Annotated in this window: 23 protein-coding genes; 17 read left to right on the forward strand and 6 right to left on the reverse strand. The window is 71.3% G+C overall.

Going from position 1 to position 25769, the window contains the following annotated elements; all coding sequences use genetic code 11:
- Positions 1-143 precede the first annotated feature (143 nt).
- From ACFWPS_RS02305 to ACFWPS_RS02320, 4 genes are all read right to left on the reverse strand, one after another.
- The gene (locus tag ACFWPS_RS02305) at positions 144-1406 is read right to left on the reverse strand and encodes an MFS transporter (RefSeq protein ID WP_383699953.1); all 1263 of its coding nucleotides are present in this window, start codon (positions 1404-1406) and stop codon (positions 144-146) included.
- Positions 1403-2728, reverse strand: coding sequence for a GH1 family beta-glucosidase (locus ACFWPS_RS02310; RefSeq protein WP_383699955.1), 1326 nt, complete (start codon positions 2726-2728; stop codon positions 1403-1405). Before ACFWPS_RS02310 ends, ACFWPS_RS02305 begins: the two co-directional genes overlap by 4 nt.
- 71 nt (positions 2729-2799) lie before the next feature.
- Positions 2800-3066, reverse strand: a complete 267-nt coding sequence (locus ACFWPS_RS02315) for a protealysin inhibitor emfourin (protein WP_383699958.1) — start codon at positions 3064-3066, stop codon at positions 2800-2802.
- Between the two features lie 46 nt (positions 3067-3112).
- The gene (locus ACFWPS_RS02320) at positions 3113-4201 is read right to left on the reverse strand and encodes a M4 family metallopeptidase (RefSeq protein ID WP_383699960.1); all 1089 of its coding nucleotides are present in this window, start codon (positions 4199-4201) and stop codon (positions 3113-3115) included.
- 320 nt (positions 4202-4521) lie between these two features.
- Between ACFWPS_RS02320 and leuA the strand changes: the two genes are divergently transcribed.
- The 5 genes from leuA to ACFWPS_RS02345 all read left to right on the forward strand — a co-directional run bounded on the left by leuA (position 4522) and on the right by ACFWPS_RS02345 (position 10205).
- Positions 4522-6243, forward strand: coding sequence for a 2-isopropylmalate synthase (gene leuA, locus ACFWPS_RS02325; RefSeq protein WP_383699962.1), 1722 nt, complete (start codon positions 4522-4524; stop codon positions 6241-6243).
- A 185-nt stretch (positions 6244-6428) separates the two neighbouring features.
- The gene (locus ACFWPS_RS02330) at positions 6429-7124 is read left to right on the forward strand and encodes a TerB family tellurite resistance protein (protein ID WP_383699964.1); all 696 of its coding nucleotides are present in this window, start codon (positions 6429-6431) and stop codon (positions 7122-7124) included.
- 342 nt (positions 7125-7466) lie between these two features.
- On the forward strand, positions 7467-8642 hold the full coding sequence (locus ACFWPS_RS02335) for an exo-alpha-sialidase (RefSeq protein WP_383700422.1): 1176 nt from the start codon (positions 7467-7469) through the stop codon (positions 8640-8642).
- A 70-nt stretch (positions 8643-8712) separates the two neighbouring features.
- On the forward strand, positions 8713-9246 hold the full coding sequence (locus tag ACFWPS_RS02340; protein ID WP_383699966.1) for a SigE family RNA polymerase sigma factor: 534 nt from the start codon (positions 8713-8715) through the stop codon (positions 9244-9246).
- Positions 9243-10205, forward strand: a complete 963-nt coding sequence (locus ACFWPS_RS02345; RefSeq protein ID WP_383699968.1) for a hypothetical protein — start codon at positions 9243-9245, stop codon at positions 10203-10205. Before ACFWPS_RS02340 ends, ACFWPS_RS02345 begins: the two co-directional genes overlap by 4 nt.
- Positions 10206-10211: 6 nt before the next feature.
- Here ACFWPS_RS02345 and ACFWPS_RS02350 read toward each other — a convergent pair whose 3' ends face one another.
- Positions 10212-10820 (reverse strand): TetR/AcrR family transcriptional regulator C-terminal ligand-binding domain-containing protein, encoded by a 609-nt coding sequence (locus tag ACFWPS_RS02350; protein ID WP_383699970.1) that lies wholly within the window; start codon positions 10818-10820, stop codon positions 10212-10214.
- Positions 10821-10940: 120 nt separating this feature from the next.
- Here ACFWPS_RS02350 and ACFWPS_RS02355 point away from each other — a divergent pair, with 120 nt between their 5' ends.
- Complete coding sequence (locus ACFWPS_RS02355; RefSeq protein WP_383699972.1) at positions 10941-11693, forward strand: SDR family oxidoreductase; 753 nt, start codon at positions 10941-10943, stop codon at positions 11691-11693.
- Positions 11694-12019: 326 nt separating this feature from the next.
- Complete coding sequence (locus ACFWPS_RS02360; RefSeq protein WP_383699974.1) at positions 12020-15562, forward strand: tetratricopeptide repeat protein; 3543 nt, start codon at positions 12020-12022, stop codon at positions 15560-15562.
- 101 nt (positions 15563-15663) lie between these two features.
- Here the strand turns inward: ACFWPS_RS02360 and ACFWPS_RS02365 are convergent, their stop codons facing one another.
- Positions 15664-16296 (reverse strand): TetR/AcrR family transcriptional regulator, encoded by a 633-nt coding sequence (locus ACFWPS_RS02365; RefSeq protein WP_383699976.1) that lies wholly within the window; start codon positions 16294-16296, stop codon positions 15664-15666.
- A 126-nt stretch (positions 16297-16422) separates the two neighbouring features.
- Here ACFWPS_RS02365 and ACFWPS_RS02370 point away from each other — a divergent pair, with 126 nt between their 5' ends.
- From ACFWPS_RS02370 to ACFWPS_RS02415, 10 genes are all read left to right on the forward strand, one after another.
- Positions 16423-16839 carry a nuclear transport factor 2 family protein gene (locus ACFWPS_RS02370; RefSeq protein WP_383699978.1) on the forward strand — a complete coding sequence of 139 codons (417 nt, stop codon included), beginning with the start codon at positions 16423-16425 and terminating at the stop codon, positions 16837-16839.
- Positions 16840-17046: 207 nt separating this feature from the next.
- Entirely contained in the window at positions 17047-18651 is a 1605-nt protein-coding gene (locus ACFWPS_RS02375) for an ABC transporter substrate-binding protein (protein WP_383699980.1), read from the forward strand.
- A gap of 4 nt (positions 18652-18655) precedes the next feature.
- A complete protein-coding gene (locus tag ACFWPS_RS02380; protein ID WP_383699982.1) occupies positions 18656-19615 on the forward strand; it encodes an ABC transporter permease in 960 nt (319 codons plus the stop codon).
- The gene (locus ACFWPS_RS02385; protein WP_383699984.1) at positions 19612-21633 is read left to right on the forward strand and encodes a dipeptide/oligopeptide/nickel ABC transporter permease/ATP-binding protein; all 2022 of its coding nucleotides are present in this window, start codon (positions 19612-19614) and stop codon (positions 21631-21633) included. The genes ACFWPS_RS02380 and ACFWPS_RS02385 overlap by 4 nt, the downstream gene beginning before the upstream one ends.
- Positions 21630-22631, forward strand: a complete 1002-nt coding sequence (locus ACFWPS_RS02390; protein ID WP_383699986.1) for an oligopeptide/dipeptide ABC transporter ATP-binding protein — start codon at positions 21630-21632, stop codon at positions 22629-22631. Before ACFWPS_RS02385 ends, ACFWPS_RS02390 begins: the two co-directional genes overlap by 4 nt.
- The gene (locus tag ACFWPS_RS02395) at positions 22628-23554 is read left to right on the forward strand and encodes a dihydrodipicolinate synthase family protein (RefSeq protein ID WP_383699988.1); all 927 of its coding nucleotides are present in this window, start codon (positions 22628-22630) and stop codon (positions 23552-23554) included. Before ACFWPS_RS02390 ends, ACFWPS_RS02395 begins: the two co-directional genes overlap by 4 nt.
- 122 nt (positions 23555-23676) lie before the next feature.
- On the forward strand, positions 23677-23892 hold the full coding sequence (locus ACFWPS_RS02400) for a hypothetical protein (protein ID WP_383699990.1): 216 nt from the start codon (positions 23677-23679) through the stop codon (positions 23890-23892).
- Positions 23893-23941: 49 nt separating this feature from the next.
- On the forward strand, positions 23942-24070 hold the full coding sequence (locus tag ACFWPS_RS02405) for a hypothetical protein (RefSeq protein ID WP_383699992.1): 129 nt from the start codon (positions 23942-23944) through the stop codon (positions 24068-24070).
- Positions 24067-24816 carry a DNA repair protein RecO gene (gene recO / locus ACFWPS_RS02410; RefSeq protein ID WP_383699994.1) on the forward strand — a complete coding sequence of 250 codons (750 nt, stop codon included), beginning with the start codon at positions 24067-24069 and terminating at the stop codon, positions 24814-24816. The genes ACFWPS_RS02405 and recO overlap by 4 nt, the downstream gene beginning before the upstream one ends.
- 31 nt (positions 24817-24847) lie before the next feature.
- Complete coding sequence (locus ACFWPS_RS02415; protein WP_383699996.1) at positions 24848-25699, forward strand: isoprenyl transferase; 852 nt, start codon at positions 24848-24850, stop codon at positions 25697-25699.
- The last annotated feature ends 70 nt before the right edge of the window (positions 25700-25769 follow it).

Below are 25769 nucleotides of genomic sequence, written 5' to 3' on the forward strand. Positions count from 1 at the left end.
CGCTGGAAGTGCCGCGTTGTGCCGTGTGCCGCGCCGTCGTGGCTGGTCGCTCCCCCAAGTTCTCGGCTTCGCTCGAACCCGGGGGGACCCCCATCGCGGCGGTAGCCGCATATCGGACACGGCCCCGCGCCCCTTCGGGGCGCTCAGTCGACCCCCCGTATCCGCCCCACCAGCCACGCCCCCGCCAGCCCGATCACCGCCGCCACCAGGTACAGCATCCGGTAGCCGCCGAGATAGGTGACGATCGGTGCGGCGAGGGCGGGTGCCGCGACCTGCGGCAGGGCGTTGGCCACGTTGATGACGCCGAGGTCCTTGCCCCGGTCGACCGCCTTCGGCAGGACGTCGGTCATCAGCGCGAAGTCCACGGAGGTGAACACCCCGAAGCCGACGCCCAGCACCGCCGAGGCCACGATCGCCCCCGGCCAGGTCTGCCACACCGACAGCAGCGCCGTGGCCACCGCCATCAGCATCCCGGACCAGATCACGAACGGCTTGCGGCGGCCCACCCGGTCCGACCAGACCCCGCCGACCACGACCGTCGCCATCAGCGTCAGCCCGTTGACGGCGGTCAGGATCAGCACCCCCTGGTCGGGGTCGGAGTAGTGCAGGCGGTCGCGGAGGTAGTACAGCAGGTACAGCAGGACCAGGGAGTTGCTGAGGTTGATCAGGAAGCGGGTCAGCCAGGCCCAGCCCAGGTCGGGGTGGCGGCGCGGGCTCAGCCAGAAGCCCGCGAGGAAGGCCCGCCAGGACCAGGGCGCCCGGTCCTCGGCCGCCAGCCGCAGGTCCGGGTGGCGGAGCACGTACGGCAGCACGCCCAGCGCCGTGAACACCGCGCACGCCACATAGCCCGCCCCGACGCCCCCGGCGGCCGTCGCCAGGCCGGTGCCGCCGACCACGCCGAGGATCTGCGCGGCCCCCAGCCAGCCGCCCACCGAACCCCGCTGGAGCCTCGGCACCCGGTCCGGCACCGCCGCCGTGACCGCCGCGAAGGCCGCGTTCAGGGTCAGCTGGACCAGGCACCAGCCCAGCATCATCGTCCCCATGCCGCCGGCGCCCGCGAGCAGCAGCAGGGACAGCGCCCCGCCCGCCGTACCGGCGACGATCCACGGGGTACGGCGGCCCCAGCGGGACGTCGTACGGTCCGACAGCGCGCCGAAGACCGGGTTGGCCGCCAGCGACACCACCGCGCCGACGCCGGTCACCCAGGCCAGCATCGTCTCCTTCGACATCCCGGAGCCGGGCGCGAAGTCCTTGGCCTGGGAGGCGAGCAGGATCTGCAGGGGGCCGTACCAGCCCACCCAGATCGCCCCGTTGGCGAGCGAGAGCGCCGACGTCCAGCCGCGGCCGACCCGCTCGACGGGCTCCGCCAGGGCGGCCGGCTCGGCCGGCCCACGGGTCGTCGTCATCTCTGCGCCCGCAGGACGTCCCGGTACCAGGCGTACGACGACTTCGGCGTCCGCGCCTGCGTCGCGTAGTCGACGTGGACCAGGCCGAAGCGGCGCTCGTATCCCTCCGCCCACTCGAAGTTGTCGAGGAGCGACCAGACGAAGTAGCCGCGCACGTCCACCCCGGCCTCGACCGCCCGGTGCAGCGCCCGGACGTGGCCGTCCAGGTAGGCGATGCGGTCCTGGTCGTCGAGGCCCTCGTAGGAGCAGCCGTTCTCGGTGATGACGACGGGCGGGAGCCGGTCGCCGTAGCGGTCCCGGAAGCCGGTGAGGAGCTCCGTGAGGCCCTCCGGGACGACCGGCCAGCCGAAGTCCGTCACCGGGACGTCCTCGATGTCCTGGACGGAGAAGGGGAGTTCGGCGGGGAGGGTGAGCCCGCCGAACTCGATCTCGGTGCCCTGCGGGGCGCCCACCTTGGTGGGGGCGTAGTAGTTGATCCCGTACCAGTCGAGCGGCTCGGCGATCACCTTCAGGTCGGCGGCGACGTCCCCGGGCATCAGGTCGCCCATGCCGTCCGGGTACTCGCCCAGCAGCAGCGGCTCGGCGAACAGGCGGTTGAGGAGGAGGTCGTAGAAGGCGGCCGCCTCCAGGTCGGCCGGTTCCTCCGAGGCCGGCCAGGTCGGGCCGTGGGAGTTGGCGATGCCGATGTCGGCGGCGCCGGCCGCGCGCAGTGCCCGTACCGCCAGGCCGTGGGCGAGCAGCTGGTGGTGGGCGACCGGGAGCGCGTCGAACATCAGCTGCTGCCCGGGGGCGTGGGCGCCCAGGGCGTACCCGAACAGGGTCTGTTCGGCGGGCTCGTTGAGGGTGATCCACTTCTTGACCCGGTCGCCGAGCCGGTCCGCGACGGTGGAGACGTACTCGGCGAAGTGCGCCGCGGTGTCCCGGTCCAGCCAGCCGCCCTTCTCCTGCAGAGCGACCGGCAGGTCCCAGTGGAAGAGGGTCGGGACCGGGCGGATGCCGGCCGCGCACAGCTCGTCCACCAGGCGGTCGTAGAAGTCCAGGCCGTCCGCCGAGCGCACCCGCGGCCAGGAGATCGAGAAGCGGTACGCGTCCACGCCGAGACCGGCCAGGAGCGCCACGTCCTCGCGGTGGCGGTGGTAGTGGTCGCAGGCCACCGCCGCCGTCGAGCCGTCCTTGATCCGGCCCGGCTCCGCCTCGAACACGTCCCACACGGACGGCTCCCGCAGGTCGGCCGCGCCCTCGATCTGATGAGCCGAGGTCGAGACGCCCCAGAGGAAGCCGTCGGGGAAGCGGGGGATCGGATGGACCGCGTCTGTCGCCATGGCCGGGATCATCCTTACCCCCGGTAACGTAAGTCAACGCCCGGGCGTGAACTACCCGTTACGGGACCTGGTCACGCCCCTTCCTTCAACACCCGTGAGATCAGTTCGCGTTCGTCCTCGGACAGCCGCGGGTCGGCCGCGTACACCGTCCGTCCGTCCACCGTGATCTCGTACGCGAACCCGTCCGGCACCCCGGGCGGCGGCGTGCCCCGGCCGGCCGCGATCACGCGCTCGGCCAGGGCCTGCCACTCGGCGGCGTCGGGCCGGCCCGAGGTGTCCACCTCGGCCCGGCGCTCGATGCCCGCGAAACCGCCCGTACGCCTCACCTGAATACGCATGGGTCCCTGTGTAGTACGGAACCGGGCGGTGTGCACCCCGGAACGGTCAGGCGGCCTGCACCCCCACCTGGGCCCAGGCCTTGAGGGCCGCCTCGCTCTCCTCGCCCGTCTGGTAGCGGGCCTTGGCCGCGGCGACCGTGAGCTTCGCGAAGTCCGCGAACGTGGCGTCCGACTGGAGTTCGCCGCCGGTGAGGACGTCGTACCAGATCCGGCCGGCCCGCTCCCAGGCGTTGCCGCCGAGGGTGGTGGCGAGCAGGTAGAAGGCGTGGTTGGGGATGCCGGAGTTGATGTGCACACCGCCGTTGTCCCGGCTGGTCTTCACGTAGTGCTGCATGGTCGCCGGCTGCGGGTCCTTGCCGAGGCGCGGGTCGTCGTACGCCGTGCCCGGGGCCTTCATCGAGCGCAGCGCCACCCCGTGCACGCCCGGGGCGAGCAGGCCCTCGCCGATCAGCCAGTCGGCCTGGTCGGCGGTCTGGCCGAGGGAGTACTGCTTGATGAGCGAGCCGAAGACGTCGGAGACCGACTCGTTGAGGGCGCCGGACTGGCCGTAGTACTCCAGGTTGGCGGTGTACTGGGTGACGCCGTGCGTGAGCTCGTGGCCGATGACGTCGACGGAGGTGGTGAAGTCGACGAAGATCTCGCCGTCGCCGTCGCCGAACACCATCTGGTCGCCGTTCCAGAAGGCGTTGTCGTAGTTGACGTCGTAGTGCACGCTCGCGTTCAGCGGCAGCCCGTCGCCGTCGATGGAGTTGCGCTCGTACGCCTTCAGGTACAGCTCGAAGGTGGCGCCGAGGCCCGCGTAGGCGCGGTTGACGGTGGCGTCCTGGCCGGGCTCGGAGCCCTCCGCGCGGACCTCGGTGCCGGGCAGGCCGGTGCCGTGCTCCGCGTCGTAGATCGTGCGGTGCGGAGCCGTGTCGGGGGCCGCCGGTGCGGCGACGGCGGCGGCCGTGGTGCGGACCGCGGTGATGCGGCGGCGGGTGCGGGCCGCGGAGTCGTGCTGCAGGGTGCGCAGGGCGGAGTCGGCGAGCGCCTGGTCCTCGTGCTGGGCGAGGTGGTCGAGGATGTGCGGCGGCACGATCGTGCAGAACACGGGCGTGCGGTTGATGACGGGCTCAGAGCCCCCGTTGGTCGTCATGCACCGCACCCTCGCATTGAGTCACTCGCCTGTCACTACCCGCAACCATGATTGGTGAAATACCGTGACAATTAGCCACTCTCCGTGAGGGGGAGTGGTATGGCGCACTTTTTGTCCCGTTTGTTCCACCGGTCCCGCATACTGATACGGCGCCCCGCGTCCGAGGGGGCTCGGCTAGCATGCGGAGCATCATGCGTTTCGGGCTGCTTCTTCTTAGCTGCCGCGGCGAGGGCCTGTAGTCCAGGTCGACTCCCTCCCCGCGGAGCTTCGCGTTGCGTCGTCGGCCGTCCTTCCGGACACCCACTAGGAGCCCCGCAATCATGGCGAACCGCCAGCAGCCCAGCACCATGCCGATCCACAAGTACGGCCGCTACGAGCAGGTCGACATCCCGGACCGCACCTGGCCGGACAACCGGATCACCGCCGCTCCCCGCTGGCTCTCCACCGACCTGCGCGACGGCAACCAGTCCCTGATCGACCCGATGTCGCCCGAGCGCAAGCGCCGGATGTTCGACCAGCTGGTCAAGATGGGCTACAAGGAGATCGAGGTCGGCTTCCCGGCCTCCGGCCAGACCGACTTCGACTTCGTGCGCTCGATCATCGAGGAAGAGGGCGCGATCCCGGACGACGTCACCATCTCCGTGCTGACCCAGGCCCGCGAGGACCTGATCGAGCGGACGGTCGAGTCCCTGAAGGGCGCCCGGCGGGCCACCGTCCACCTGTACAACGCGACCGCCCCGGTCTTCCGCCGGGTCGTCTTCCGCGGCTCCAAGGACGACATCAAGCAGATCGCCGTCGACGGCACCCGCCTGGTGATGGAGTACGCGGAGAAACTGCTGGGCCCGGAGACGGAGTTCGGCTACCAGTACTCGCCGGAGATCTTCACCGACACCGAGCTGGACTTCGCGCTGGAGGTCTGCGAGGCGGTCATGGACGTCTACCAGCCGGGTCCGGGCCGCGAGATCATCCTCAACCTGCCCGCCACCGTGGAGCGTTCGACGCCGTCCACGCACGCGGACCGCTTCGAGTGGATGCACCGCAACCTCTCCCGCCGCGAGCACGTCTGCATCTCCGTCCACCCGCACAACGACCGCGGCACCGCCGTCGCCGCCGCCGAGCTGGCCGTGATGGCCGGCGCCGACCGCGTCGAGGGCTGCCTGTTCGGGCAGGGCGAGCGCACCGGCAACGTCGACCTGGTCACCCTGGGCATGAACCTCTTCTCCCAGGGCGTCGACCCGCAGATCGACTTCTCCGACATCGACGAGATCCGCCGGGTGTGGGAGTACTGCAACCAGATGGAGGTCCACCCGCGCCACCCGTACGTGGGCGACCTGGTCTACACGTCCTTCTCCGGCTCCCACCAGGACGCCATCAAGAAGGGCTTCGACGCCATGGAGGCCGACGCGGCCGCCAAGGGCGTCACCGTCGACGACATCGAGTGGGCGGTGCCCTACCTGCCCATCGACCCCAAGGACGTCGGCCGCTCCTACGAGGCGGTCATCCGCGTCAACTCGCAGTCCGGCAAGGGCGGTATCGCCTACGTCCTGAAGAACGACCACAAGCTGGACCTGCCGCGCCGGATGCAGATCGAGTTCTCGAAGATCATCCAGGCCAAGACGGACGCCGAGGGCGGCGAGGTCACCGGCGCCGACATCTGGTCGGTCTTCCAGGACGAGTACCTGCCGAACCCGGAGAACCCCTGGGGCCGCATCCAGGTCCGCACCGGGCAGTCGACCACCGACACCGACGGCACCGACACCCTCACCGTCGAGGCCACCGTCGACGGCGAGGACACCGTGCTGACCGGCTCCGGCAACGGCCCGATCTCCGCGTTCTTCGACGCGCTGCAGGGCCTGGGCATCGACGTACGTCTCCTGGACTACCAGGAGCACACGATGAGCGAGGGCGCCTCCGCGCAGGCCGCCTCCTACATCGAATGCGCGATCGACGGCAAGATCCTGTGGGGTATCGGCATCGATGCGAACACGACGCGTGCATCGCTGAAGGCGGTCGTCTCCGCGGTGAACCGCGCCGCCCGCTGACCCTTCTGACCAGCGACTTCACGGCCCCGACCGCCTCGTCCGGCGGTCGGGGCCAGGTCGTTTCCCGGCCAAGTCGACGTGCAGGTCACGGACAGGTCTCGTACGAGGTACTGACTCCGGCTCCTCCATGTGGCTAACATCACGCCAGCGGTGGCGATGTTGCCACGGGGTTACGGAGGTGCGACGTGCTGCCAGTACGGGGACGAGACGGCCGAACCACCAGGCCTGCCCGCATCCTGGGCACCCGCACCGCATGGACACCCGTCGGCGACGGGGAGTTCTACTGCCCCGGCTGCGGCGGTGACCGCAACTACCAGCGGCTCACCGGCCGTCGCCGCTTCACCCTGCTCGGCGTGCCCGTGCTGCCGCGCGGCACCACCGGGCCGGTCGTGGAGTGCGCCGCCTGCCGCCACCACTACGGCACCGACGTCCTCGACCACCCCACCACCTCCCGCTTCTCGGCGATGCTCCGCGACGCCGTGCACACCGTCGCCCTCGCCGTCCTCGCCGCGGGCGGCACCTGTTCCCGTACGTCCCTGGAGGCGGCGGCGGGCGCGGTCCGCGCGGCCGGCTTCGAGGAGGTCACGGAGGAACAGCTGGGCGCGCTGGTGGAGGCCCTCGTCGCCGACACCGGACGGGTCTTCGAGCAGCCGTACCGCGCGAGCCTGGCGATAGAGCTGCACGAGGCCCTCGACCCGCTGGCCCCGCACCTCGCCCCCGCGGGCCGCGAGTCCCTGCTCCTCCAGGCCGCCCGGATCGCGCTCGCCGACGGCCCTTACACCAACGCCGAACGCGAGGTCCTCGGCACGGTCGGCGCGGCTCTGACCATCTGCGCCGACGACGTGACACGCCTGCTGGCGGCGGCCCGCCTGCCGTCCTGAGCACCGGCCTCCGGGCCGCGGCGGGGTGGTGGCCGCCCCGCGCCGCCCGGTCTTCGGTTCCGTGCCGCCCGGTCTTCGGTTCCATGGTGCCCGGTCCTCGGCTCCGTGCCGCTCGGCCCCCGGTTCCGTGCCGGCCGGCCGCCACGGTGCCCGCGGCAGCCGAGTCCGTCTCCCGCCGTGCCTGTTCACCGGCTAGGTGCGGCGGCCGCGCGCCGCGCACCTGGCCCGGCGCCGGGCCCGCCGTATCTGACGGCTCGACAAACCGTGTGACCCGTTTGGCCGTTGCAGGAGTGTGGTGAAGGTGAGTGGGGGGACCATGGAGGAGTGAGCCATGTGTCTCCTGTGACCCGTGCGAGCCGGATCTCCCTCGCAGCCGCCCTGCTGCTCGGGGCGTTCACGGTCGAGCCCAGGGCGTGGGCCACCGGCTGTGAGTCCTCTGTGCCGTATGTCTCCGGCGAGGGCGGCTACGCCCAGTACCGCATCCCGGCCGTCGTCCGCACCGCGCGCGGCACCCTGCTCGCCTTCGCCGAGGGCCGGCACGCCACCACCGGGGACAGCGGTGACATCGACGTCGTGCTGAGACGTTCCGCCGACGGCGGCTGCACCTGGAGCCCGCTCCAGGTGGTGGCCGACGGCAACGGGGACACCCGCGGCAACCCGGCGCCGGTGGTGGACCCGAGGAGCGGCGAGGTCGTCCTGGTGACCTCCTACAACGACGGCTCGGTGAGCGAGGCGCAGATCATGCGCGGCCAGGTCACCGAGGCGCAGAGCCGCCGGGTGTACGTGCAGCGCAGCCGCGACGACGGCCGCCACTTCACCCGCCCGCGCGAGATCACCGCCCAGGTGAAACCTTCCGGCTGGCGCTGGTACGCCACCGGCCCCGGGCACGCCGTCGCGCTCACCCGTGGACCGCACCGCGGCCGCCTGGTCGTCGCCGCCGACCACTCCGCCGCCCCGCGCGCGGGCTCCGACGACACCGGCCGGGAGGCCAGGTACTACGGCGGTCATGCGATCTACAGCGACGACGGCGGCCTCAGCTGGCACCTCGGCTTCGTCGACGACTCGTACACCGGCCACGACAACGCCAACGAGACCACCGCTGCCCAACTCCCCGACGGACGCCTCTACTTCAACGCCCGCGACCAGAACGGCTCCAGCCCCGGCAACCGCCTGGAGGCCTGGTCGAGCGACGGCGGCGAGAGTCTGGACGCCGCCTACACCGTCCAGCCGACCCTCGCCAGGGTCCCCGTGGTCGAGGGCTCGGTCCTCCAGCTCCCCGGCGCCGAAGGCCCGTTGCTCTTCTCGGCCCCCTCGGTCCCGACGGCCCGCAAGGCCATGGCCCTGTGGACCAGCACGGACCAGGGCATCACCTTCGGCAGGCTCCGCACCCTGTCCGATCGCAAGGCCGCCTACTCCGACCTGGTCCAGGTGACCAGGAGCACGGTGGGTGTGCTGTACGAGACGGGCACGAAGACGGCGTACGACACGATCGAGTTCCGCCGCGTCACGGCCCCCTGACCGGGCCCGCCTTCGCCGCCGGGCAACCGAATCCACGGGTCCGGTGGTCTGGAGGGCGAGGGGGTGGCCGATGCAGGCCGAACTAGAGGCCCAGTTCCAGGAATTCGTCAGAGCGCGGTGGTCGCATCTGGTGCGGACCGCCTATCTGCTCACCGGTGACCCGCACCACGCGGAGGACCTGACGCAGACCGCGCTGGCGAAGGCCTACCGGTCCTGGCGGCGCGTCTCCCGGACCGACCATCCGGAGGCGTACGTCCGCCGCATGCTGGTCAGCTGCAACAGCGACCGGTTCCGCAAGCGCCGGGTCACCGAGTCGCTGACCGCCGCGCCGCCGGAGCGCGCGGGGTACGACGACGCCGTGTCCCGGGCCGACGAGCGCGGCACGCTGCTCGCGGCCCTGGCCGGGCTGCCGCCCAGGCAGCGCGCGGTGGTGGTGCTGCGGTACTGGGAGGACCTGTCCGAGGGCGAGGTGGCCGAGGTGCTCGGCTGCTCCCCTGGCACGGTCAAGAGCCAGGCGTCCAAGGGCCTGGCGAAGTTGCGTACGGTTCCGGGGCTCGCCCAGGCCATGAGCCATGCGGCGCCCACGCAGGGAGGCAGCAGGTGAGCGGGGAGAAGCAGGCCGGGGCGACCGAGCCGGAGTTCGAGGCCCGGGTGCGGGCGCTGCTGGCGGGGGACGCGGCGCTGGTCCGGCCGTCACCGGTGCCGTATCCGGAGATCCGCCGGCGGGGCGTGCTGGAGCGGCGGCGGCGCCTGGCCGTGGGCGGGGCGGCGCTGGCGGCGCTGGCGGCGGTACCGGTCGGCGCGTACGCGCTGGGCGGCGGCAGCACGGCGACGAGCCCGGCCGGGCCCAGCCCCACCGTTCTGGCCAGCGAGCGCCCGGCACCGACCCGGTCGGCCACCGCGTCGCCCCCGGCACCGTCGGCCACCCCGACCGCCCCGGCGCGCCCGGCGTCCGCGGCGCACCAGTTGCTGGACGGGATCACCTTCGACCAGGCCGCCGAGGGACTCGGCAAGTGCCTCGACTACAACAAGGCGCACCACCTGCCCAAGGATCCTGCCTACATCGACCTGGGCAGGCCCGCCGACTACCGGATCATCCTGGCGATGCGGAGCACCGGGGACTCCAACGCCCCCGGCGACGGCTACTTCGTGGTCGCGGTGCGGGAGAAGCCGGTGCCGGCCCGCCTCATCTGCACCGTCAAGGACGGCCGGGCCGAGGGCCTGAACACCAGCAGCGGCGACCCCTTCGGCGGCACGGGGACACCGGTGGTCCCGGACATCAACAGCGGCAAGCTGTACCAGCAGTCGGTCATCGACAAGGGCAACTGGAAGCTGCCGTTCCGCTGGGGGATCATCGGCGGCTACCGTGCCTCGGTGGCCACGATGACGGTCTCCTACGGCGGCGGCGCGGGCGAGGTGGTCCTCGACCACGGCTGGTTCGTCGCCACCGGCACCCTGCACAAGCAGGTCACCGCGGCCCCGCACCTGAAGGGCTACGACGCGACGGGCAAGCTCGCCTACGACTCCGACCGGGACGCGTCCTACGAGAAGACCCTGCCGTAGCCGGCCTCAGCCGGTGCCGACCCCGTGCAGCAGGTTCGCGACCAGCCGGTCCGCGAACTCCTCGGTGAGGGGCTCGTCGGGCAGCAGCAGGCGGTGGTAGCAGGCCCCCCAGAGCTGGTCGACCAGGGTCCGGGGGTCGGCGTCGGCGCGTAGTTGGCCGCGGTCCTGGGCGCGCCGCATCGCCGTGACGGCCAGCTCGCGCCGGGGACCGGAGTACCGCTGCCGCAGGGCGGCGGACAGGTCGGGGTCGGTCTGGGCCTGGCCGATGAGCCCGGCGATGACCCGTCCGGCCGGCGTCCCGGTGAGCAGCCGGACGAAGGCACGGAGCTGGGCCGTCAGGTCGGCCCCGATGTCGCCGGTGTCGGGGAAGGCGAGGGTGGACTCCACGGCGTGGAAGTAGCCGTCGAGCGCGAGCGTGCCGCGCGAGGGCCACCACTTGTGGATGGTCGTCTTGCTGACCCCGGCCTCCTGGGCGACCCGCTCGATGGTGAAGGCCGCCATGCCGTCCCGCAGGAGCAGGGCCCCGGCGGCGGTGAGCACGTCCGCCCGCACCTCGTCCGCGGGCCGCCGCCCGCGCCCCCGCCGTACCGGCGTCCCTTCCGTCCGCTGCTCCACCGCGCTGCCTCCCGACCGTGTCCGACGACCACTCACTGTGACATATGGACGGCGCGTCCACCATCTGATTATATGGACTCAGCGTTCATTAACTGCTCCTCCCGGAGAGGTGGAATCACGATGTCCCAGGACACCCAGGACACTCAGATCACCCGCGTCGCACTGGTCACCGGGGCATCCGGCGGCATCGGCCGCGCCGTCGCCGAGCGGCTGGCCGCGGACGGTACGGCGGTCGGCGTCCACTACGCCGGTAACGCCGAGGCCGCGCAGGACGTCGTCGCCGCGGTCGAGCGGGCCGGCGGGCGTGCCGTCGCCGTCCGGGGCGACGTCGCCGACGAGACCGCCATGGCCGAGGCCTTCGACGCGGTCGAGAAGGAGTTCGGCGGCCTCGACGTGGTCGTCCACACCGCCGGGGTGATGACCCTCGGGCCGGTCGCGGAGTTCGGCCTCGACGAGCTCGACCGGATGCACCGCACCAACATCCGCGGCACCTTCGTGGTCGCCCAGCAGGCCGCGCGCCGGGTCCGGGCCGGCGGGGCGGTCATCACCTTCTCGACCTCCGTGACCCGGCTCGCCGCCCCCGGTTACGCCGCCTACGCCGCGAGCAAGGGGGCCGTCGAGGCGATGACGCTCGTCCTCGCCCGCGAGCTGCGCGGCCGGGACATCACCGTCAACGCGGTCGCGCCCGGCCCCACGGCCACTCCGCTCTTCCTCGACGGCAAGGACGAGGAGACGGTGCGGCGGCTGGCGGCGCAGGCCCCGCTGGAGCGCCTGGGCACCCCCGCGGACATCGCCGAGACCGTCGCCTTCCTGGCCGGCCCGGGCCACTGGGTAAACGGCCAGGTCCTCTTCGCGAACGGCGGCATCGCCTGACGGCCATGAGCCGACGCGATCCTCCCGGCCGCCCGCAGGGCCTGTCCGGAGGATCCCGCCGTGGCGGCGGGGCGCGGCACGCGCATCGGCTGCGTTGCCGTCGGTCGCCGACGTTCCCCGGCCTGCGGCCGGGAGCTGCCCCCACCGCGTCGCCCGCCGTGGTGGGGTTCCCCCGCGCGAGTGCATTCGAGCGTGGGGGAGGCTCATCGGCTCGGCCTCCGCCGCCTTGCGGCTGCACGCACCAGACCCCGCTCGAACCGGTCGAAAGAGGCTACCTGCGCCCGAGGTGAGGGCGCATCATGTTCAGGGGCCGAGGGGGGATTCGGGTGGCGGGGAGCAGACCATCGCGGCAGGAGCTCAACCGGCGCCGCCGCCGGAGCGGTTTCATCGGGCGGCTCGGCGAGCTGAGTGTGTTCCGGGAGAACCTGAATCGCGATCCGGCCGGCGATGCTTTTCAGTACATCTTCCACGTGCACGGCCAGGCCGGGGTCGGCAAGACGTCGCTGGTCCGACAGTGGGAGACCGTTGCCCGGGAGCGGCAGGCGGTGACCGCGTATCTCGATGACGACGTGCACAGTGTCATCGAGGCGATGGAGACGATCAGTACCCAGCTGGGGCGTCAGCAAGTAGTCCTGAAGCGGTTCGAGAAGCTGCTGGCGGTCTACCGTCAACGCCGTCATGAGGCCGAGGCGCTCCAGATCGGCGCTGCTGGGCCCGAGGCGGCGGGTAGTACGGCGGAGGCAGGACAGTCGTCCCCCGCGTCGGTGTCCAGCATGGTGATGGCCCAGGCCGGTCTGGCCGGTCTGGGTATGGTGCCGGGCCTGGGGGCGGTGGCAGGAGCGATGGATCCGCAGCAGTTGGCTCAGAGCACCGACCGACTACGCGCCGCGCTCAGCGCCCGGCTGCGCAACCACGACGACGTCCAGCTCGTGCTCTCTCCGGTGCAGGTGCTGACACCGGTGTTCCTGCAGGACCTGGCCGAGGCAGCCGAGCGGCATGACTGGATGGTGCTGTTCTTCGACGTGTTCGAGCAAACCGGCCCGGTCCTGAACACTTGGTTGCGCGACGTCCTGACCGGCGAGGAATACGGAGAACTCCCGGTCAATCTGGTGGCCGTGCTGTCCGGGCAGGGACGGCTCGACACCCGATGCTGGGGCGATCATCTGGAGCTGGTGGCCGAGGTGCCTCTGGAGGTGTTCACCGAAGAAGAGGCCCGCAGGCTCCTTGCCGCCCGTGGTGTCACCGATCCGGACGTCATCGAGGTCGTCCTGCAGCTGACCGGTCGGCTCCCGGTGCTGGTCGATCTGCTCGCCCAGACCCGCCCGCACAACACCGGGGAGATAGGCGACCCCTCCGATACCGCCGTCGAACGCTTCCTGAAGTGGGAGACCCACCCTCACCGGCGCACCACCGCCTTGGCCTGCGCGCTGCCTCTGCAACTGGACGAGGATCTCTTCCGGACCGTTGCGCCTGAGACGGCGGCAGACGAGTACGCCTGGCTGCGCAGCCTGCCCTTCGTCACCGGGGAGGCCGGCCGATGCCGCTACCACGATGTCGTCCGCACCCCCATGCTCCGCCTGCAGCGTACCCAGTCCCCCGCCCATTGGCAGCAGCAGCACACGTTGCTCGCGGACACCTACCAGCAACGCTCCCGCGTCCTGGAAGAAGCTCTCACCACCGACCAGCACTGGGCCGATGGCGCCTGGCGCGAACACCGGCTGAACGAGACGTATCACCGCCTTTGCGCCGATCCTCGCCAGGCTCTGCCCGACGCACTGGGACAGGTGATACACGCCTGCGACCAGGGAGCCGGCGCTTTGCGCCGCTGGAGCCAGATCCTCGCCCAAGCCGGAACCGACAGCGACACCACCGTCCTGACCGCCTGGTCGCGATCGCTGGCACCTCCTGCACCGGACGCCGACGACACCCCCCTCCTCGTCAACGCCCTGACCCAACTGCTGACCGCGCCGCAGCTGGCCACCGCGGACCAGGCACTCATCCGCTGTCTCCGTGGCCGTGAACACCGTACGGCCAACAACTACCGGCAGGCCCTGACCGACTATGCCGCAGCCCTCGCGCTGGATCCTCTTCTCGATCGCGCCCACTACGGACGCGGTCTCACCCACCTTTTCCTGAGCCGCTACGACGACGCGCTGGCCGACCTCGACCGCGCCATCGAACTCAACCCCGACGACGGCGAGTACTTCGCAGACCGCGGTATCACCCACCGCGCCCTGGAGCACTACGACGACGCCCTTGCCGACCTCGACCGCGCCGTCGAACTCGCTCCGGACGATGCCTTGACCATCACCCAGCGAGGCATCACCCACCGCGTCATGGAGCGCTACGACGACGCCGTCGCCGACTTCGACCGTGCCATCGGACTCGACCCCAACGACGCCTGGACCACCGTCCAACGAGGGATAACCCACCGCGTCATGGAGCGCTACGACGACGCCGTCGCCGACTTCGACCGTGCCATCGAAATCAACGACACCTACTCGTTGGCCTTCGCCCAACGAGGTGAGACCCACCGCCTCGCCGGCCGCCAGGACGAGGCCCTCGCCGACTTCGACCGCGCCGTCGAACTCGACCCCAACGACGCCTGGACCATCGGCAGCCGTGGACAGACCCACCATGCCCTGGGGCGCTACGAGGACGCCCTGACCGACCTCGACCGTGCCATCGAACTCAACAACAGCTACGTCTGGACCCTCAACCAACGAGGTGAGACCCACCGCGTCATGGAGCACTTCGACGCCGCCGTCGCCGACCTCGACCGCGCCGTCGGACTCGACCCCGACAACGCCTGGACCCTCGCCCAACGAGGTGAGATCCACCGCCTCCTGGGGCACTTCGACGCCGCCCTCGCCGACCTCGACCGGGCCATCGAAATCAACAACAGCTACACCTGGGCCCTCGCCCAACGAGGTGAGGCGCACCGCCTCCTGGGGCACTACGAGGAGGCCCTTGCCGACTTCGACCGGGCCGTCGAACTCGATAACGCGTACGCCTGGGCGATCGGCAGCCGTGGACAGACCCACCGCGCCCTGGGGCGCTACGAGGACGCCCTGACCGACCTCGACCGTGCCGTCGAACTCGACAACGCGTACGCCTGGGCCATCGCCCAACGAGGCATCACCCGCCGCGTTCTGGGGGATTACGACGACGCCCTGGCCGACCTCAACCGGGCCATCGAACTCGCCCCCGGCGATACGTGGGCCCTCGCCGAACGAGGTGAGAGCCACCGTCTCCTGGGGCATTACGAGGAGGCCCTTGCCGACTTCGACCGGGCCGTCGAACTCGATAACGCGTACGCCTGGGCGATCGGCAGCCGTGGACAGACCCACCATGCCCTGGGGCGCTACGAGGACGCCCTGACCGACCTCGACCGTGCCGTCGAACTCAACAACAGCTACGCCTGGGCCATCGCCCAGCGAGGCATCACCCACCGTGTGATGGAGCACTTCGAAGACGCCGTCGCCGACTTCGACCGTGCCATCGGACTCGACCCCGACGACGCCTGGGCGCACTTCGAAGCTGCCGTGACTCTGCGACTGCTCGGAGACCCTGGGGAGCACGAACATTGGCGTAGAGCTGTAGCGATCCTCACTGACGAGGCATCCACCGACGGCTCTGATGCCATTGACGCCATGGGCGGTCTTCTGGTGATCTACTGCGCGCTCCCCGAGTGGGACAAAGCAGCGGAAGAGACGGAGCGTTTCCTGGCCCGTGCTCCGCAGCCCTCCCGGGTCCGCGAAGCACTTCAGGACCTGACGGACCTCCAGCGGACACTGTCCGTGGACCCGGCGCTACTGCAACCGTTGCGCCGGCGACTGGAGGACGCCGCAGCAGGTGGGGCCATGTAGTCCAGCGTGTACTCCGGCAGGAGTGAGTGCAGCCGCACCCGCCCCGCTGCCGTCCTCATCCGGACACGGCGCCGACGACCAAGGAATCCGACGAAGCGCCACTAGCCCTCCGTGCTCTCCCGCAGGGCCGCATCGAGCAGGGCCCCGGCCGCCCAGCGCATGACGTTCTTCGCCTCCTCGGGCTCCAGGTCGCAGACGTCACGGGTCGAGACCAGTGCCTCCACGCCGTAGACCAGGGTGAGAGCCATGGTCAGCCGGCGCAGCGCGTCCGGCGGGAGGGTCGCGGCGAGGGGGTCCAGGGCGGCGCGGGAGAGGTCGAGGCGGTTGCGGCTGCGGGTGGGGAACCGCTCCTCCTGTCCGTCGGTCTGCTGGAAGTACCGCTCCAGGCTCGCGCCGAGCATCGCCCGCCACGCAGGCTCGTTCGCGAGCTGCATGTCGGCGACCCGGGAGACCACCGCGTCCACGCGCCCGGCGGGATCGGAGGGCAGGTCCGCGGTGACGTCCGGGCTGCGCAGCAGGGTGCGGGTCTCCCGGATCAGCTCCTGGGGGCTGGAGAAGTAGCGGTAGGCGGTGGCGGGCGAGACCCGGGCGGTCTCGGCCACGTCCGCGATGGTGACGGCGCGTCCCTCGCGGAGCAGTTCGGCGGCCGCGTCGACGAGCGCCCGGCGGGTGCGCAGCTTCTGGTTGCGCCTGCCGTCCTGCGCGCCCCCCGCGCTCCCAGCACTCCCCTCCATGATGAGAGCCCCCTCTTGTCGTGAGAAACTTCTCTCATTACGGTAGCACTGTCTCATTACGGGGGCCGCGGGCTCCGCGAGGAGCGCGCGGCGTGACGAGAGAGGGGGCTCCCGACCATGGGCTCCATGACAACCGCCGAGATGGAAGCGCTGATCGAGGCGCACATGAGCGCCGAGGAACGCGGTGATCCGGAGGGTTCGGTCGCCGTCTACACCGACGACATCGAGCACGACGTCGTCGGCGATCCGAACGGCCCGAAGCGCGGCATCCCGGCGGCGCTCGACTTCTACCGGCAGCTGTGCAAGGACTTCCACGCCGAGAGCGAGGAGCGGACCCACACCTACTACTCCGACGACGCCGTCACCGTGGAGAACGTGATGACGGGGACCGTGCCCGGCGCCATGCTGGGCATCCCGGGCGGCGGTCGCCGGATCACCTTCCGGATCCTGCACGTCTTCGAGTTCCGTGACGGCCGGATCTCCCGGGAGAACGTGTGGCTGGACGGCGCCGCGGTCGCCGCTCAGCTGGCGGCTCCCGCGTAGCACCCCGGCGCCGGCCGCCGCCCGTGCGGCCGGCGCCAACTCCCGCGCCTGTGCGGTGCCATGGCCTCGCCCCTCACGGTGCCATTGGTCCCACCTCTGGTGGTTTACGCCATTCGCGTGCGTTGCCTTGACCGCCCCCGAACCCCCTCTTATGGTCGCGCTTACACAGGATGTCCGACGTCTCCGTTCCCCCACACTGGAGGCACCGTGCGCGACGAGGCGACCCACGCCCGCAGGACGTTCCTGAAACACACCGGCGCGCTGGGCGCGGCAGCCGTCCTGCCGTCGCTGGCGGCGTGCGGCCCCAGGTCCACGATCGACCTCGGCGGCGACGGCTCCGACCGCACCCTCACGGCCGTGATCGGCTACGGCAACGACGGCAGCTGGGACCCCACGCAGACGGCGTCCGCGTTCGCGATGGCCGCCAACAACCACATCTACGAGGGCCTGGCCGACACCGACCCGATCACCCGCGCCCCCTACCCGGCGCTGGCGACCCGGCTGCCCGCCGACGCGAACGCCACCACCTGGCGGTTCGCCCTCCGCCCGGGCGCCACCTTCCACGACGGCAGGCCGGTCACCGCCGACGACGTGGTCTTCGTCTTCGACCGGATCCTCGACCCCGGCACCCGGACCCTCGCCCAGGGCTTCTTCGCGAGCTGGCTCAAGGAGATCCGCAAGGTCGACACCCGGACCGTCGACCTGGTCCTCAGGTTCCCCTTCCCGGACGGACTCGCCCGCCTCACCCTCGCCAAGATCATGCCGGCGCACGTGTTCTCCCGGCCCGGCGCCTGGGACGACGCGATCAGGGGACTGGCGATCGGCTCCGGACCGTACCGGCAGACCGGGCACCACCCGAAGTCGAACACCACCTTCGCCGCGTACGACCGCTACAACGGCCCCCGCAGGCCCGCCTTCCGGAAGATGAACTGGCTGACGATCGTCGACGCGTCCTCGCGCGTGGCCAGGATCTCCGGGGGCGGCGCCGGCGCCCAGCTCTCCGACAACATCCCGTACGCCAACATCCCCCGCCTCGAACAGGGCGGGCTGTCGGTCGGCGGCGGCGCCGGGATGAACAACGCGTTCCTGATGTTCAACACCCGGCACAAGCCCTTCGACGACGTCCGGGTCCGGCAGGCCCTGCACTACGCCATCGACAAGGCGAAGATCGTCGAGGTCGCCCTCAAGGGCCACGGAAAACCCGCGAGTTCGTTCCTGAACGAGACCAACCCCGGCTACCGGCCCGCGAAGACGGTCTACGACCACGACCCGGCGAAGGCACGGGCCCTGCTGAAGGCCGCCGGAGTCAGCGGCCTCCACGTGAACATCCTCGCCGTCAACGTGAGCTGGCTCGTCGACTGCCTGCCCACCATCAAGTCGTCCTGGGACGCGATCGGCGTCGCCACGACCCTGTCCCCCCAGGAGACCACGGCCGTGTTCACCAAGATGGACCAGAAGCAGGACTACCAGGTCGTCGCCGCCGTCTCGAACCCCAACCAGTTCGGCCTCGACGCCGACCTGATCATGCACTACAACTACGGCCCCGAGAACCTCTGGACGGGCTACGCGCGCTGGTCGGACGACGCCGTCGCGAAACAGCTCTTCAAGGACATGGACGCGGCCACCCGCGAACCGGACCCGGACAAGAAGAAGACGATGATCCAGGACTACATCGACGTCGTCGCCGAACAGGCCGTCCTCTACCCGGTCGTCCACAACGAGCTGATCACCGCCTGGGACCCGCGCAGGCTCACCGGCATAAGGGCCCAGCCCTATCCCGGCATCAACGTCCTCACCGCCAAGTGGGCCTGACGGCATGACCGCCGTCCTGCGCATCCTGCTGCGCCGCACCGCCCTGCTGGTGCCGCTGCTGCTCGGCATCGCCCTGTTCGTGTTCCTGGTGATGCGCTTCTCCGACGTCGACCCGGCGTCCGCGTTCTTCCAGGGCGCCAACCCCACCCCGCGACAGCTCCACGACTTCCGGGAGCGCAACGGCCTCCTCGACCCCCTGCCCCTGCGCTACGTCCGCTTCGTCGGCGGCCTGCTCCACGGCGACCTCGGCACCAGCGCCCTCACCCGCACCCCGGTCCTCGACCAGGTCCGCACCGCCCTGCCGCTCACCCTCCAGCTGACCTTCCTCGGCCTCGGCATCGCCGTCGTCCTGGCGCTGGCCGCAGGCGTGACCGCGGCCATCCACCGGGACCGGGCCGCCGACCAGGTCATCCGTGTCCTCTCCCTCGTCGGGGTCGCCGCCCCCGCCTTCTGGCTGGCGCTGCTGATGATCCAGTACCTGGCCGTCGGCCTGGGCTGGTTCCCGTCCGGCGGCTACATCAACCCCGAGGACTCCGTCACCGGCTGGCTGAAGACCATGGCCCTGCCCGCCCTCGCGCTCTCCCTCCCGGTGGCCGCCCAGCTCACCCGGATCGTCCGCACCTCGGTGGTCGAGGAACTCGACAAGGACTACGTCCGCACCGCGATCGGCAGCGGCCTGCCGCCCCATGTCGTGGTCGGCCGCAACGTGCTCCGCAACGCGCTCGTGAACCCCCTGACCGTGCTGGGCCTGCGCGTCGGCTACCTCCTCGGCGGCGCCGTCGTCATCGAGACCGTCTTCGCCCTGCCCGGCATGGGCAAGCTGATGATCGACGCCGTCCAGAACGGCGACCCCGCCGTGGTCCAGGGCGTCGTCCTCACCACCGCGACCGGCTTCGTCGTCGTCAACCTCGTCATCGACATCCTCTGCCTGCTGGTCAACCCGCGCCTGAGGGAGGCCGCATGACGACGACCACCCGCGCCGCACTCTCCACGGCCCTGGCCCGCCCCGGCGTACGCCTGCGCAGACTGTCGCCGTCGTCGAAGGCGGCCCTCGCCTTCCTGACCGTGGTCGTCCTGGTGGCCGCCCTCGCCCCGCTCCTCGCCCCCGACGACCCCCTCGCCCAGCAGGCCCCCGCCGACGGCACCGGCCACCCCTCCGCCGGCCACTGGATGGGCCAGGACAGCCTCGGCCGGGACATCCTCAGCCGGCTGGTGTACGGCGCCCGCTGGTCCCTGGCGATCGGCCTCGGCGCGACCTGCCTCGCCCTGGTCGCGGGAGCCCTCCTCGGCGCCCTCGCGGCCACCTCCCGCAAGGCCGTCGACGAGGCGCTGATGCGCTGCCTGGACGTCGTGATGGCGTTCCCCGGTATCGCTCTCGCCGCTGTCCTCGTCGCGGTCTTCGGCGGCGGGATCACGGTCCTGATCTGCGCGATCGCCTTCCTGTTCACCCCGCCGGTGGCCCGGGTGGTCCGGGCGAACGTCCTCGACCAGTACGGCGAGGACTACGTCACCGCGGAACGCGTGATCGGCGCCCGCACCCCGCACATCGTCGTCCGCCATGTGGCGGTCAACTGTCTCGCCCCCATCCTCGTCTTCTGCACGGTCCAGGTCGCCGAGGCCATCGTCTTCGAGGCGTCCCTGTCCTTCATCGGCGCCGGTGTACGGCCCCCCGACCCGTCCTGGGGCAGCGTCATCGCGGACGGCAAGAACATGGTCCTGACCGGCGGCTGGTGGGCCACCCTCTTCCCCGGCCTGCTGATCCTCCTCACGGTCCTCTCCCTGAACATCCTCTCCGAGGGCGTCTCGGACGCGTGGGCGTCACCGGCGGCGAGGGAGACGGAGCCGACGGGGGCCGATCCGGTGGCGGCCGTCGAGCCCGGTGAGGTCCTGGAGCTGCCCGGCCTGGCGGAGGCGGGGGAGCGACTGCGCCGACGCGCCCGGCCGCTGCCCTCCCAGCAGGGCCCGCCGGTGCTGTCGGTCCGCGACCTCACCATCGGCTTCGCCGACCGCCACCGGGGCGTGAACGTCGTCGACGGCATCGGCTTCGAGGTGCATCCCGCCGAAGTCCTGGGCCTGGTGGGGGAGTCGGGCTGCGGAAAGTCCCTGACCGCCCTGACGATCATGGGCCTGCAGCCGAAGTCGGCAAGGGTGACAGGGCGGATCGATTTTCATCCCGGTGAGGTGACGCGCCCCGAAGGGGCGCGGGGAACTGCGCGATCAACCCCCACCGGCCCGCACCCGCCCATCGACCTGACCACCCCCCACCGCCGCATCCTCGGCCACGAGATCGCGATGGTCTACCAGGACGCCCTCTCCTCCCTGAACCCCTCCATGACCGTCAACGCCCAGCTCAGACAACTCACCCGGCGCGGCGGCCACCGCACCCCCGCCGAACTCCTCACCCTCGTCGGCCTGGACCCCACCCGCACACTCCCCAGTTACCCCCACGAACTCTCCGGCGGCCAGCGCCAGCGCGTCCTCATCGCGATGGCCCTCTCCCGCGACCCCCGCCTGATCATCGCCGACGAACCGACCACCGCTCTCGACGTCACCGTCCAGGCCCAGGTGATGGAACTCCTCCTCCGCCTCCGCGAGGAACTCGGCTTCGCACTGATCCTCGTCTCCCACGACCTCGCCCTGGTCGCGGACGTCACCGACCGGGTGGTGGTCATGTACGGCGGCCAGATCGTCGAGACCGGCGTCACCGCGGAGCTGGTCGCCGCCCCCACCCACCACTACACGCGCGGCCTGCTCGGCAGCGTGCTGTCGCTGGAGTCAGGGGCCGAGCGGCTCACCCAGATCAGGGGCGTGGTGCCGTCCCCCGCGGACTTCCCGGCGGGCTGCCGCTTCAGCGACCGCTGCCCGGCGGCGAGCGACATCTGCCGTACGACACCACCGGCCCTCCACGGCAGCCCCGTCCACACCGCGGCCTGCCACCACCCGGCCGTCGACCTGGCGGCGAGCACGGAGGCGGTGACTTGAGCGCGGTGCAGCTGTCCGGCGTCCACGTGGTCCACCGGGCCCGCGGCGGGGGCGTGTTCGGCCGGGACCGGGTGTACGCGCTGACCGGCGCCGACCTCACCGTGGCGGCCGGTGAGACGGTCGGGGTGGTCGGCGAGTCGGGGTGCGGGAAGTCGACACTGGCGAAGGTGCTGGTGGGGATCGAGCGGCCGACCGCCGGCACGGTCACCTTCCACGGCCGGGACCTGTGGTCGATGCTGCCTGCCGAACGCCGGTCGGCCGTCGGCGCCAGCACCGGCATGGTCTTCCAGGACCCGTCGACGGCCCTCAACCGCCGTCTGCCGGTACGCCGTATCCTCCGCGACCCGCTGGACGTCCACGAGCGCGGCACGAAGGCCGAACGGGAGGACCGGGTAAGGGAGTTGATGAGCCTGGTCGGGCTGCCCCGGGCGCTCGCCGAGGCCCTCCCCGGCCAGCTCTCCGGCGGCCAGCGGCAGCGCGTCGCGATCGCCCGGGCCCTCGCCCTGGACCCCGGCCTGGTGGTGGCGGACGAACCGACCAGCGCGCTGGACGTCTCGGTCCGCGCCCAGATCCTCAACCTCCTGCTGGACCTGCGCGAACGCCTCGGCCTCGCCCTGGTCTTCGTCTCCCACGACATCCAGACGGTACGGCGGATGAGCGACCGGGTGATCACCATGTACCTGGGCCGGATCGTCGAGGACACCCCGGCCGCCGACGTCACCGACCACGCCCTGCACCCGTACACCCGGGCCCTGTTCTCGGCCACCCCGGGCCTGCTGAACCCGATCGACCCCATCCCGCTCACCGGTCCGGTCCCCTCGGCGACCCGGCCGCCGTCCGGGTGCCCGTTCCGCACCCGGTGCTGGCGGACGGACGACGAGTGTGCCGTCCGCATGCCTGACTTCACGGCCGCGTCACGCCCCGGTCACCGCTACCGCTGTCACCATCCGTTGGAGGAGGACCAGCCGAGCCACAGCCCGCCCAGGGAGACCAGATGACGCTTCCCACCCCGCTGACCGGTGTCGTACCGCCCGTCTGCACGCCCCTGACACCGGACCGCGAGGTGGACGTCCCCTCCCTGCGCAGGCTCGTCGACCATCTGACGGCGGCCGGGGTGGACGGCCTGTTCGTGCTCGGCTCGACGTCGGAGGTGGCGTACCTGACGGACCGGCAGCGCAGGCTGGTCACGGAGACGGTGGTCTGCCACGTGGCCGGCCGGCTCCCGGTCCTGGCGGGCGTCATCGACATGACGACCCCCCGGGTCCTGGACCACGTCGCGTCCGTCACCGCGGCCGGTGCGGACGCGGTCGTCGTCACCGCCCCCTTCTACACCCGCACCCACCCCGCCGAGATCGCCCGCCACTTCCGCCTGGTCGCCGGCCGGTCCCCGGTCCCGGTGATCGCCTACGACATCCCGGTCGCCGTCCACACCAAGCTCCCCGCCGACCTCGTTCTCGAACTGGCCGGCGACGGGGTGCTGGCGGGGCTGAAGGACTCCAGCGGCGACCTGGCGGGCTTCCGCGAGGTCGTCACGGGCAGCAGGGGCCTGTCCGGCTTCAGCGCGCTGACGGGTTCCGAGCTGACCGTCGACTCGGCCCTCGCACTGGGCGCCGACGGGGCGGTGCCGGGCCTCGCCAACGTCGACCCGGACGGCTACGTCCGCCTGCACCGCCTCTGCCGCGCGGGCGACTGGGACCGGGCGCGGGCGGAACAGGAGCGGCTGTGCGGTCTCTTCCGGATGACCGGCGCCGGGAACCCGGCCCGGATGGGCGGCAGTTCGGCGGGGCTGGGCGCGTTCAAGGCGGCGCTGTACCTGCGCGGGGTGATCGACTGCCCGGCCACGGCCGAGCCCCAGGTGCCGCTGTCGCAGGAGGAGACGGAGTGCGTGGCGAAGTACCTCGCGGGGGCGGGCCTGATGTAGCCGACACGGAGGCATCCCGGGCCCCCGGGACAGACTCCGGCCGAGTCTAGGCACGCAGCGCCACATCGGTGATGCGAAGCGTGAAATTCCCAGGGGCGGGGGAGCCAGGTGAGGTGAACGCGATGAACCTCCCCATCGGCTCCTGTGCCGTCGACACCCGTACCGGACAGCTCGGCATCGTCATGGGCCACGAGGGTCCCTACGTGCAGTTGCGGCCGTACGGGGGAGGACGGGAGTGGGACGCGCACCCGGACGCCGTACGCGTCGCCACCCAGGCCGAACGGCTCAGCGCGGCCACCGCCCACGCCAACGCCCGCAGCCGCGGCGAGGCCCCCTGAAGGTTCCGTCGCGGAACCGCCCCCTTCCGCGGCAGGGCAGAATGGGGCCATGAGCCTGTTCCGCGACGACGGCATCGTGCTGCGCACCCAGAAGCTGGGTGAGGCGGACCGGATCATGCTGCAGCCATGCGGGGGACGACCCCCGCACCCCCAGCCGCCCCGGGTCGGTGCACGATGAGTCTCTTTCGGGATGACGGCATCGTGCTGCGCACCCAGAAGCTGGGTGAGGCGGACCGGATCATCACGATGCTCACCCGCGGACACGGCCGGGTGCGGGCCGTCGCTCGTGGGGTGCGGCGGACCAAGTCGAAGTTCGGGGCCCGGCTGGAGCCCTTCTCCCACGTCGACGTGCAGTTCTTCGCCCGGGGGAGCGAGCTGATCGGGCGAGGGCTGCCGCTGTGCACGCAGAGCGAGACCATCGCGCCGTACGGCGGCGGGATCGTCACCGACTACGCGCGGTACACCGCCGGCACGGCCATGCTGGAGACCGCCGAGCGGTTCACGGACCACGAGGGCGAGCCCGCGGTGCAGCAGTACCTGCTGCTGGTGGGGGCGCTCAGGACCCTCGCCCGGGGCGAGCACGCCCCGCATCTCGTCCTCGACGCCTTCCTGCTGCGCTCCCTCGCCGTCAACGGCTACGCGCCCAGCTTCGACGCCTGCGCCAAGTGCGGCATGCCCGGTCCGAACCGCTTCTTCTCGGTCGGCTCCGGCGGCACCGTCTGCGTCGACTGCCGGGTGCCCGGCAGCGTCGTACCCTCGCCGCAGGCCCTGGTTCTGCTCGGCGCGCTGCTTACGGGAGACTGGGAGACCGCGGACGCGGCCGAGGCACGGTACGTCCGGGAGGGCAGCGGGCTGGTGTCCGCCTATCTGCACTGGCATCTGGAGCGCGGGCTGCGCTCGCTCAGGTACGTAGAGAAAAGCTAGTAGAGAAAAGCCAGAGGGAGACGAGAAGCACATGGTCGTACGCGGGATCCTGGGGCGCCAGCGGCGTGAGTACCAGGCGCCGGAGCCGCACCCGTCCGGCGCCCGCCCGCCCAAGCTCCCGGGCGAGCTGGTCCCGGGCCATGTGGCTATCGTCATGGACGGCAACGGCCGCTGGGCGAAGGAGCGCGGGCTGCCGCGCACCGAGGGCCACAAGGTCGGCGCCGAGCAGGTGCTGGACGTGCTGCAGGGCGCGATCGAGATCGGCGTCCGCAACATCTCGCTGTACGCCTTCTCCACCGAGAACTGGAAGCGCTCGCCCGAAGAGGTCCGCTTCCTGATGAACTTCAACCGCGACTTCATCCGCAAGTCCCGCGACCAGCTCGACGGGCTCGGCGTCCGGGTGCGCTGGGCGGGCCGGATGCCCCGGCTGTGGAAGTCGGTCGCCAAGGAGCTGCAGGTCGCCCAGGAGCAGACCAAGGACAACGACCGGCTCACCCTGTACTTCTGCATGAACTACGGCGGCCGTGCCGAGATCACCGACGCGGTGCAGGCGATCGCCGAGGAGGTCAAGGCGGGCCGCCTCGACCCGTCGAAGATCACTGAGAAGACCCTGCAGAAGCACATGTACTACGGGGACATGCCGGACGTGGACATGTTCCTGCGGCCCAGCGGCGAGCAGCGCACCTCCAACTACCTGATCTGGCAGAGCGCTTACGCCGAGATGGTCTTCCAGGACGTCCTGTGGCCCGACTTCGACCGCCGTGACCTGTGGCGGGCGTGCATCGAATACGCCTCCCGCGACCGGCGGTTCGGCGGGGCCATCCCCAACGAGGAGCTGCTGGCCATGGAGGGCCGCACGGAGGAATCCCCGTCCGGCACCTGACGGTCACTCCTCGTTCATGAGGGCCGTCGAGGATGCGGAAGATCCACCCCTGGCCACCTCCCGGTCTCCC

This window comes from Streptomyces sp. NPDC058457, assembly GCF_042720695.1.
Taxonomy (GTDB): Bacteria; Actinomycetota; Actinomycetes; order Streptomycetales; family Streptomycetaceae; genus Streptomyces.